The sequence below is a fragment of the Cryptosporangium sp. NPDC048952 genome (genome assembly GCF_043197895.1).
GTDB lineage: Bacteria > Actinomycetota > Actinomycetes > Mycobacteriales > Cryptosporangiaceae > Cryptosporangium.
The window spans coordinates 618,530-628,584 of the sequence record NZ_JBICTY010000002.1 but is presented as its reverse complement, the minus strand read 5'-3'; the positions used below and the strand labels follow the sequence as shown (position 1 = coordinate 628,584).

Annotated in this window: 11 protein-coding genes; 3 read left to right on the top strand and 8 right to left on the bottom strand. The window is 71.1% G+C overall.

What is annotated here, in order from left to right; genetic code table 11:
- Nucleotides 1-6: 6 nt before the first annotated feature.
- Nucleotides 7-348 carry a hypothetical protein gene (locus ACGFY5_RS11115; RefSeq protein WP_392719437.1) on the bottom strand — a complete coding sequence of 114 codons (342 nt, stop codon included), beginning with the start codon at nt 346-348 and terminating at the stop codon, nt 7-9.
- Nucleotides 335-775: a YbaB/EbfC family nucleoid-associated protein gene (locus ACGFY5_RS11110; RefSeq protein ID WP_392719436.1), complete on the bottom strand. Its 441-nt coding sequence runs from the start codon at nt 773-775 to the stop codon at nt 335-337. Before ACGFY5_RS11110 ends, ACGFY5_RS11115 begins: the two co-directional genes overlap by 14 nt.
- A 447-nt stretch (nt 776-1,222) precedes the next feature.
- On the opposite strand from ACGFY5_RS11110, the gene ACGFY5_RS11105 reads away from it, so the two are divergent.
- A complete protein-coding gene (locus ACGFY5_RS11105; protein WP_281174598.1) occupies nt 1,223-1,351 on the top strand; it encodes a hypothetical protein in 129 nt (42 codons plus the stop codon).
- Nucleotides 1,352-1,783: 432 nt separating this feature from the next.
- Here ACGFY5_RS11105 and ACGFY5_RS11100 read toward each other — a convergent pair whose 3' ends face one another.
- Nucleotides 1,784-2,338 (bottom strand): hypothetical protein, encoded by a 555-nt coding sequence (locus ACGFY5_RS11100; protein ID WP_392719435.1) that lies wholly within the window; start codon nt 2,336-2,338, stop codon nt 1,784-1,786.
- A gap of 188 nt (nt 2,339-2,526) precedes the next feature.
- Nucleotides 2,527-3,363, bottom strand: coding sequence for an SseB family protein (locus tag ACGFY5_RS11095; protein WP_392719434.1), 837 nt, complete (start codon nt 3,361-3,363; stop codon nt 2,527-2,529).
- A gap of 20 nt (nt 3,364-3,383) precedes the next feature.
- Between ACGFY5_RS11095 and ACGFY5_RS11090 the strand changes: the two genes are divergently transcribed.
- Nucleotides 3,384-5,021 carry a right-handed parallel beta-helix repeat-containing protein gene (locus ACGFY5_RS11090; RefSeq protein WP_392719433.1) on the top strand — a complete coding sequence of 546 codons (1,638 nt, stop codon included), beginning with the start codon at nt 3,384-3,386 and terminating at the stop codon, nt 5,019-5,021.
- Nucleotides 5,022-6,299, top strand: coding sequence for a S8 family serine peptidase (locus ACGFY5_RS11085; protein WP_392719432.1), 1,278 nt, complete (start codon nt 5,022-5,024; stop codon nt 6,297-6,299).
- A gap of 185 nt (nt 6,300-6,484) precedes the next feature.
- Here the strand turns inward: ACGFY5_RS11085 and ACGFY5_RS11080 are convergent, their stop codons facing one another.
- The 4 genes from ACGFY5_RS11080 to eccD form a co-directional block, all read right to left on the bottom strand.
- Nucleotides 6,485-6,799 carry a WXG100 family type VII secretion target gene (locus tag ACGFY5_RS11080; protein ID WP_392719431.1) on the bottom strand — a complete coding sequence of 105 codons (315 nt, stop codon included), beginning with the start codon at nt 6,797-6,799 and terminating at the stop codon, nt 6,485-6,487.
- Nucleotides 6,800-6,810: 11 nt separating this feature from the next.
- Nucleotides 6,811-7,158 carry a WXG100 family type VII secretion target gene (locus tag ACGFY5_RS11075; RefSeq protein WP_392719430.1) on the bottom strand — a complete coding sequence of 116 codons (348 nt, stop codon included), beginning with the start codon at nt 7,156-7,158 and terminating at the stop codon, nt 6,811-6,813.
- Nucleotides 7,159-7,228: 70 nt separating this feature from the next.
- The gene (gene eccB, locus ACGFY5_RS11070; RefSeq protein ID WP_392719429.1) at nt 7,229-8,590 is read right to left on the bottom strand and encodes a type VII secretion protein EccB; all 1,362 of its coding nucleotides are present in this window, start codon (nt 8,588-8,590) and stop codon (nt 7,229-7,231) included.
- A 3-nt stretch (nt 8,591-8,593) separates the two neighbouring features.
- Nucleotides 8,594-9,988 carry a type VII secretion integral membrane protein EccD gene (eccD, locus tag ACGFY5_RS11065; RefSeq protein ID WP_392719428.1) on the bottom strand — a complete coding sequence of 465 codons (1,395 nt, stop codon included), beginning with the start codon at nt 9,986-9,988 and terminating at the stop codon, nt 8,594-8,596.
- Nucleotides 9,989-10,055: the final 67 nt, after the last annotated feature.

Genomic DNA, 10,055 nt, shown 5'->3' with positions numbered 1-10,055 from the left:
CTGTGGTCAGACGATCCGGGTGATGTCGTCGGCGGCCCGGATGTCTTCGGCTTGGTAGTCGGTGGCGCCGGCGGTCAGCGCGATGCCGATCTCGCTGGCCTCCGGGCCGAGATCGCGGACCTGACCGTCCACCGCCTGCGCGAATGGACCCTCTTCGGTGGCCTGCTGGTATGACGCTTCGAACTGGGTGCCGTACTGGTCGCCGCCCCACGGTCGGGCGGCCTCGATGGCGGCGATCTCCTGGAGCAGTCCGCTCAGACGCGCCGCGAACCCCTCGGCCTGGCCGGACAGTTGCGCGGCGCGCGCGCGGAGGGCGTCCGGGCCCTCGCTGAGTTCAACCCACCCCATCGGCCTCGTCCTTCCGCCGTAGTTCGTCGCGCAGGTCGCCGTCGTGCATCCGGCCGATCTTCCACATGTCGAGGCGACCCTTGCCGGAGGCTCGGGCACGCAGATCGGCGGGCACGGAACGGTCGAGGATCGCGCCGGTCTGCTGGAGCACGTCGTCGGTGGCGGCGCGGACGGTCGAGAGGATCGTCGCTGCCAGCGCCTTCGAGTTCGGCGTGCGGTAGACGCGGGGGTCGAGGTCGAGCTCCAGGAGGTGACCGCGGGCCCCGACGACGGCCTTGACCATGCCGTCCTTCGACCAGGCGGTGCCCGTGACGCGAAGCGCCTCGTTCTGTGCGCGTTCAGCGTCACCGATCGCGGACTGTAAGTCCTTCGCCATGCTCGACACGGCCGACCAGTCGGGGCGGTCGGAGCGAGAGTTCTCGGTCACCCAGCCCTCCACGTCGGACGCGGCCGGGGCTCCTGGTGGCCGTGGTGCCGCAGTAAACAGTCAGACCGTATCGCAGACGACAAGTCACCGTCCGGGGGAGCGCGACCATCACCGGCCGTGGCCACCCCGTTCCATTCCGCTCACCTCAATCCTTCCAGCCGCCTGCCCGCGCTCGGTTCCTGCCCCCGTTCGACCCGTCCGTGATCGAGCCTTGGCCGCGGCTCTGGCGGTGGCCGCGGTCGCGGGGTGGTCGTCCCTGCCACGGTGGCAGTTCTCACGCGGGTGCCGCTCGCTGCCGCAGCCCGTGGAAGGTGCGCGTCGGCTGACCACAGTGTTGGGAACCGAACGTTTCGGTCGTCGTCGCGCCGAAAGAACCCGGCCCCGGGAGGCGCGAAGCTGTTGGCACACGGGGAACACACCCCGAACCAAAAACTTGGAGGAAGCGACATGAGCGGCTGCTACGACTACGACTACAACCAGTGCAACGACTGGGACTACAACGAGTGCAAGCCGCGGCGTCGCCGCCACCACAAGAAGCGCTACAACGACTGCTGGGACTACAACCCCTGCTCCTGAACCATCCAGCAGCATCGCGGGCCGGGAAGCACACGCTTCCCGGCCCACGGCACGTCGCCGCTGCGGCACCGCCTGCGAGGAGTCGGGCCTACGACGGGTTCCCGGGCCTACCGTCGCCGGTCGTAGGCCCGGGAACCCGTCGTAGGCCCGAGAGCGCGTCGTTGGCCCGGCAACCCGTCGTTGGTCCGGGAGCGCGTCGTTGGCCCGGCAACCCGTCGTTGGCCCGAGAACCACCCGTCGTTGGCCCGGGAGTGCGTCGTTGGCCCGAGAGCGCGTCGCGGCCCGGGAACCCGTCCGCGGGCCCGGGAACCCGTCGTGGGGCCAGGCCCGTCGCAGGCCCGGAACTCGTGGCTGGTCGCGGCGGGCGGTAGGGCCCTCGCGATTCGGGGAGGCAGCGGCCGTCCCTGGCCACCGGGCGAGCGGCGTCACCTCCTAGGCAGGGACGATCAGCTGCTGGTACGTGTCGCGCACGACCTCCAGGCGGTCGCGGTCGAAGCGACCTGGATCTTCCTCGTACATCGCTAGCCCCACCTCGCTCCGGATCGCTTCCGCCGGTACCTCGTCGGCGTCGGCGGGGATGAAGGCGAGCACTTCGCTCATCGCGGCGATGGCAGCGGACATCCGCGTGCGGACCTGGGTGCGCGCTGCCTCGTCCAGTGCGGAGGCATCCGCCGGGACGGAGCCGGCGTAACGGTCGGCGACCCAGAGCCACTCGCCCGGGTCGAGCAGCTCGGACGGGGTGCCGTCGCCGTAGACCACGGTGCCGGGGGTCGGTAGCGACGGGGTCGCCGGGAGTCGGAAGACGAACTCGCGGGGCGTACCGCAGATTGGGCAGTCGCCTTCGTAGCGGCTGCCGAGGTCGTCGCCGCCCAGTTCGATGATCGATGTGGGGCCGGTGAAGGTCGGCTCGCCGCAGTCGCAGGGGTGCAGGTCCATGTATAGGTGCGCCTCGGCGGCGGTGCGCGCCAGCGGCGCCGTGGTCGGCATGGCCCGACTCTATCCACGCCACCTTCCCACTCCGCCCCACGGGCACCACAGGACCGCGCCGGCCCGAGGCAGGCCCGCGGCTTCGGCGCTAGGGTTCCGCCGCCCCGTGGTACGCCGCCGCCACCCGCGGCTTCGGCGCGAGGGTTCCGCCACCCCGTGATACGCCGCCGCCGCCCGCGGCTTCGGCGCTAGGGTTCCGCCACCCCGTGATACGCCGCCGCCACCCGCGCCCACTCCGACAGCGCCGGAACCTGACCCGCCGGGAGCCGCGCCCGCAGCGACGACCCCGGGTTCACCACCAACGCGTACTCCGCACCCGGCCACGCCTGCACCACCGACATCAGCGGCACCCGCACCGACGGCACGTCCGCGCCGCCCGACGCTTCCGCGAGCCGTGCCGGCGACGTGAAGACGCCCAACTCCGGCTCGTCGGTCGGTAGTGCGGCCCACGGGAAGTACGGATCGTCCAGCGCCACCGACGTCGTCGGCCGCAAGGTCGGCAGCAGCACCTCGGCGAACACCAGCAGGTCCAGCAGCAACGGCACACTGCCCTGCGCCAGCACCTCCCGCATCGCCTCCTCCAGCTCGTTCGCCGGAGAAGACCCCTCTGCCGGAGTGGCCTCGAGATCCAAACCGGAAGAGACCACCGGCAACGAAGGCAGCTCGCCCCACGGCACCGGCACCGTCGCGTCGATCAGCGTCGTCGGATTCAACGCCAACCACCACGAAGGATCCGGCCAATCCTTCGCCAACGCCTCGTACGACATCTGCAGCACCGTGTCCGCCTCGGCGCCCACCACGTGCGCCAACCCCTCCGCCGAGGTGAACGCCGGCACGAACGACCGATCGCCGCGAGTCCACGTCACCAACTGCCCACTCAGCGCGGGTACGTACAGCGGCGACTCCGCCACCAGAGCAAAGAACCGCGAGGCATCGGACCGCAACAGCGCGTGATACAGCAGCACCTCGACCCGATTGGCCGGCCGCCACGAAGTCACCGTCACACCGACCACGCTAGTACGCATCAGATACCCTCCTCCCCGTCATGGCGCGCACACTTCTCGTCTCCACCCGGCAACCCGGCGCATTCCCCACCCTCGCGGACGCGCTCGAAGTCGCCGAACCCGGCGCGACGATCTCGCTCGACCCCGGCGAGTACCGGGAGACCGTCACCCTCACCCAGTCGACGCTCACCCTCATAGCCCAGGGCGACGTCATCCTCGACGCCACGGGTCTGGGGCCGGCAATAACAACGACGAACGCCACGCTCACCCTGCGTGGCCTCACGATCAAGACCGGCGACGACCCAGCCGTCCGCGCCGAAGCAGGCCGCCTCGAGCTCGTCGACTGCACCCTCACCGCCGGCTACGGCGCCGCCCTCACCGTCACCGACGGCGCCGAGTTACGCGCCACGGACACCCGCGTCACCGGCGGTCAGTACGGCATCGTCTGCTCCGACGCCACCGGCGTGATCGACAACTGCCAGATCTCCGACGTCACCGACGACGGCATCATCGTCCGCCTCGGCGCCGACCCCACGATCCGCAACACCACGATCACCAACAGCGGCTTCCGCGGCGTCTACGTTTACCAGTCCGGGCGCCCCACGCTCGAGAACTGCGAGATCACACGCACCGGCGACGCCGGCATCGCCATCGCCTACGACAGCGAACCCACGCTGCGCTCGTGCCGCATCGAGCACACCCGAGGCGTCGGCATCCTGGTCGGCAGCGGTTGCGGTGGAGTTATCGAGGGCTGCCGCCTGGAGCACACGGCCACGCCGGCGATCCTCGTCGAGCCGGGCGCGAACCCCACGATCACCGAGGCCCTGACCGCTCCGGTCACCGAGAAAGCCGAAGAGTCCGACGTCGAAAAACTGCTTTCGCAGTTGGACGCCATGGTCGGGCTCGCCGCCGTCAAAGCCGAGGTCCACGCTTTGATCGACGAGATGCAGGTGAACACCTGGCGTCGGCAGGCGGGGCTGTCCGTGGGTGCGGTGAGCCACCACCTGATCTTCACCGGGGCGCCCGGTACCGGTAAGACCACCGTGGCGCGGCTCTACGGCCAGTTGCTCAAGGGCCTCGGGGTGCTGCCGAACGGGTCGTTCAAGGAGGTTTCCCGGCGGGACCTGGTCGGCCAGTACATCGGTCACACCGCGGAGAAGACGGCGGCGGTGGTCGAGGAAGCCGCCGGTGGTGTGCTGTTCATCGACGAGGCGTACACGCTCTCGCGGTCCAGCGGTGGGGGCGCCGACTTCGGGCAGGAAGCCGTCGACATGCTGGTCAAGCTCATGGAGGACCGCCGCGACACGCTCGCGGTGATCGTCGCGGGCTACACCGCGGAGATGGCCGACTTCCTCGACACGAACTCCGGGCTCGCGTCCCGGTTCGCGAAGACGTTGGAGTTCGCGAACTACACCCCGGCCGAGTTGGTGCTGATCGCCGAGCGGATCGCCCGCAGCGACGAGTACGTCCTGGGGCCAGGGCTGCAGGACGCGATGTACGAGTGGTTCGCCGGACTCGACCGCGACGCCAACTTCGGCAACGCGCGGGAGGCCCGCAAGCTGCTCGAGGGTATGCGCAAGGCGCAGTCCGGGCGACTGCGCAAACTCGGCCGCATGCCCGACCGCGAGGACCTCACCACCCTCACGCTCGACGATCTCCTCGCCGCGACCGGCTCCTAAATGCACTACCAACTGCCCATATCGACGCCGATCAAGCTGCCACCGCACGCACAGCGCCCGGGCACGGCCACGCGCGACACCAAGAGCGGGCGCCGCACGCGGCTGCTGCTCGTGGCGGTCACGGCCGCGGCGCTGCTGGTTCCGGCCCAATCCGCAATGGCGGAGCCGTGTGCCGAACCTGGGACTGCGATTTCGCAGGTGCCCTGGGTGCAGGTGCGGCAGCCGCCGCAGGCGCTGTGGCCCGTCGCGGACGGGGCCGGGACCCGCGTCGCGGTGCTCGCCAGCGGCGTCGACGCCGACCATCCGCAGCTGAAGGGCCGGGTGCTCGACGGGCGGGACTACCTCACCGACGACTCGACCGCCCCGGACGCGGACTGCGAAGGACTCGGCACGCAGGTCGCCGGGGTCATCGCTGCGGCATCCGTGGACGGCATCGGGTTCGCGGGTCTCGCTCCCAAGGCCACCATCGTGCCCTACCGGGTGTCGGCGACCCCCACGCTCGACGCCGACGAGAGCCTCGCCGAGGCCGTCACGGACGCCGCGGACGAGCGCCCGGACGTCCTCGTGATCCCGGTGGTCAGCTACGTCGACGACCCGGAACTCCGCACCGCCGTCGCCGACGCGATCGCTGACGACGTCGTCGTGGTGGCGGCGACGGGGGATGGTCGCACCACCGACGGGCCGAAGATCCCGTACCCCGCGGCGTACGACGGCGTGATCGGGGTCGCGCCGATCGGACCCGACGGGGAGCGCGGCGGGGACGCCGAGGCGCGGCAGGTGACCGACCTCGTCGGTCCCGGTGATCAGCTGGTGTCCACGCAGGTGGGTGGGGGGCTGGTGCCGGTGGCCGGGAGTGCTGTCGCTTCGGGGTACGTGGCCGGCACGGTTGCGCTCATCCGCAGCCGGTGGCCCGAACTGAAGGCGCCGGACGTCGTCAAGCGGCTCCTGGCCACCGCCACGCCGATGGGTGACGGGGTCGCGCTCGTCGGCCCGGCCCAGGCCCTCACCGCGACGATGACGAACGAGTCCCCGAGCCCCCGGATCGAGGGGGAGCAGCGCGTCCGACCGGCCGCGGACACCGACACCACGCCGATCGTCGTCGCCGGCGCCCTCGCCGCGACCGCCCTGCTCGTCATCGCGTTGGCGGTGGCGGTTCCCCGCGGCCGCAAACGCCGCTGGCGCCCGGGCCTGGCCCCGAGGCCGATCGAACACCCCGAAGACGACGAACCCGAGCCTCCCCGCCTCCTCTTCGAAGACTGGACCCCGGGCCCCCGCTGAACCGGCCCCGTTCCGGCACGCCAGAGCCCGCCCAAAAGGGACCGCTCGAGGCGCCCAATGAGCGGCCCCGTTTCGGCATGCCAGAGCCCGCCCAATCGGGACCGCTCGAGGCGCCCACCGAAGCGGCCCCGTTCCGGCACGCCGGAGCGCGCCGAAACGGGACCGCTTCGCGGCGAGCGAAAAGGTCAGGCCGTGCCGAAGCGGGCGGCTACGCGGCCGTCCAGGGCCTTCATGTTGATGCCCGCGTCCCCCACCTTCGTGGACAACGTCCGCAGCGTCGCCGCCATCTCGTTCGCACCGGTGTGCCACTTCGCGCTCTGCGCCTGGAACGCCGCAGCGCCCTCGCTGCCACCCCAGCCGTTCGCGAGCAGGTTCCGGAACGTCGCGTCAACCTCGTCGAGGTTCGCGTTCATCTGCGCGACGAACGCCTCGATCGCACCGGACACACTCGAGATGCCCTCGTAGTTGTAGAGCAGGTCATCGGCGTCATAACCAGCCATGATCGATCCCCTCAGTTTCCGTTGAGCGCGCTGATGACGTTCCCGCTGCCCGGGTTGAACGCATTGCCGACCGTGGTGATCTCCCGCGCGATCTCCGCGTCGGACGTGCCGTAGTCGGCGCTGGCCGCGTTCACGTTGCCGGACATCGTGTTCAGCGCGGTGAGGATGGTCTTGAGCTGGTCACCGAGTTGCGTCGAGACGGACTGCAGCGCGGTACCGCCACCGCCCTGGAACGACGCCCCACCCTCCGATTGGATCGTGAAGAGCAGGTTGGTCAGCTGCGCAGCGATACCCTCGCCGACGTTCTCCGCCTTTTGTGCGGCGTCGACCAGCATCTGCGGAGTGACGTTCATTGCCATGGACGGGTCACCCTTCGATTTCGTTGTTTCCCAGCGCTAACTTAGACACCAATTGCAACATCGGTCACCCTTATCGGCCCCCGGTCGACACCGGACGGTCCGCTCCGGCCCGCGTGAGCGCCGGTCCGGCGGGCACCCGGTGCAGCACCGCGGCGGGCAGCGTCACCGCACCCGACGCGTCGAACCCCAGCACGCCCAGCGTCTCCGCGGACTCCACCGCGTACCGCACCCCACCGTCGGTGACCAGCGCGTACGCCCCGGACTCGCGCTCACGCACCACCGCCACCGAACCGCCGGGCACCGCGACCCGGTCCGCGAGCACCTCGCCGTCGGCGGTCCGCGATCCGGTCGGCGTCCCGGCTGTCGGATCCCCGCCGCTGGCGACGGAAACCACCGGTGAATCACCGGCGAACGTCACGCACGGCCCGCTCCCGGCGCCGACGTCGACGGCCGGCGGTGTCCGCGCCGGCGCCTGCTGCGCGGCGGGGGAGTCCGACGCCAGCGACTTGCTCTCCGGCGCATCCGCGATTTCGTCCGGCTGCATCGACACCGGGTTCACGGTCCGCGCCGCACGCAGCAGGTCGAGCTGCAGGTCCGTCAGACGCGCCAACCCGTTGTCCAGCACCAGGTAGTTCACGTTGCGGTCGGTGACGACCTCCCCGTTCCGGTGCCCCGCGACCGCGTCCGAGCGCTCCCCGTCGTCCGGAATGGTGATCTCACGGATCGCGTCGCCCTCGGGAAGCGTGTCCAACCAGGCGGAACCGACCTCGATCGGGCGGGAACCGCCCGGGAACAGGGCCTTTGGCACGCGCGCGCCCGACAGCCGGTAACGGTACCCGTGCCAGACCAGGTAGTCGCCTCCGGAGGCCGTCACGTACAGGCCCCCGTCCCCGACCGGCGCACCCGCCGCCGGGCTCCCCACCGACAGAACAGAGACCAAAACGTCCTGTCCGGACGCAGTGCGCGCCGGTACCGCACACATCGCCCACGGTCCCCGCAACAGCGATTTCGACGTCGGGAGCGAGGCTGGTGCCCCCTCGATGCCGCGGGCGACGGCACGGGGCACGTCCCGCAGCGAATTGCGGGGCACCACGAACGACGCCGGCGGTGACTGCCCGGACACCAGGAGCGCGCTGGTGTAGTTCGCCGCGGGCACCAGCGTGCCCTCGCGGTACACGAACGCGGCGCCGGTCTCCTTCTCGACGACGACCGCCGCCTCGACCTTCCACTTCGCGCTGCCGGTCTTGGTGAGCAGACCGTAGATGCCGAACACGGCGGCGACGATCACCGTCACCATCACGCCGACGAACGCGGCGCCCACGCCCCGGCGCAGCGGCGACTGGGCGGGGTCGGTCTCGCGCATGATCAGCGCGGAGATCGCCCGCTGCAGCATGAACTGGTAGGAGTGCAGCTGATCCTTGCGGGAGGCCACGACTCAGCCACCCAGCGAGGCGAACAGCCCCTGCACGTAGCCGTAGAAGCCGGTCAGCACGCACGCCACCGGGAGCAGCGACACCAGCAGCAGCACGTCGACGATGTCGGCGAACCGGCCGACGTACGGCGACGGCGGGCGGCTGCTGTAGAGCAGCCCGGCGGTCAGCACCACACCGCCGACGACCAGCGCGACCGGCACCGTCATCAGCACCGACGACCCCAGCGCGAAGCCGGTGAACAGCAGACCCAGGCCGAACACCCCGGCGATCATCAGCGGGATGCGCTGGCGCGGGGTCGGGAACAGGCGCCCGCGCAGCAGCAGCGCCGCGGACGCGATCGCGACCAGCGCCACCGCCGACGTCCGTCCGTCGCGGCCCAGCACCCAGAAACAGACCGACGAGACCAGCGACACCGCGAGCAGCAGGCCGGTCAGCACCTCGTCGGCACGGGCCACCGCCGCGAAGACCTCGGCGCGCTGCGGCACGGGGTCGTCACGCAGCATGTCCTCGGTGCGCTGGGGCAGCACCGGCATCGGCAGCTTGCCGATCCGCATCGAGAGCAGCGGATACGCGGGCAGCATCGTGATCGCCACGGTCAGCACGATCGCTGCGACCCCGGCGCCGGACATGCCGGTCCACAGGGCCAGCAGGGCGCCGATCACGCCGAGCAGCCCGGCGAAGACCCCGGCCACGAACACCCGGCCGTGCGCGCCGACGCCCAGGTAACCGACCATTCCCGCGACGCACAGCGCGACCGACCCCAGCAGCAGGTGTGAGGCGTCCAACCCGTCGAGCTCGACGCGGGGCGCCACCACGACCGCGCCACCGACGAACGCGTAGACCAGGCCGGGCCCGGCCACCGCGACCCCGGCGACCGCGTCGCCCGCGGCCCGGGCCAGCACCGTGCCGATCACGCACAGCAGCAGCGCGACGCCGAGCGCCAGTGACCCCGGCACCACCCACGACGGTCCCGCCGCGAGGATTCCGATCACTCCGAGTAACAGCGCGAGCGCCCCGACGACGAGCGCGGCCCGCCGGGTCGCGGGGCCGCCCCAGGAGCGTCCGTACCGGCGTGCGCCGCTCGCGATCGCCTCGACCACGTCGTCGTACTCGAGTTCCGGCCAGTCGTCGCGGCGCGGCACCAGGTGCAGCACGTCACCGTCGCGGATGCCCTGGCCGGTCAGGTTGCGGTCACCGGCGAGCGAGGTGCCGGTGGAGGTGCGCAGCACCCAGCCGCCGTGCCGTTCGCCGTCGTCCGCGGCGCCCTCGCCGGCGTGCAGGAGCAGGCTGGGCAGCAGCTCGGCGACCGCGAGATCTTCCGGTAACGCGACGTCGATCCGGCGCTTCGGGGTGCTGACCGTGACGCGAGCGAGCCCGGTTCCGACGGGGACCGTCACGCTGGGATACCTCCGGGCAGGTGTTGAACGCGGACAACGTATCAGGGCGGTAACGCCTGATGGTTAT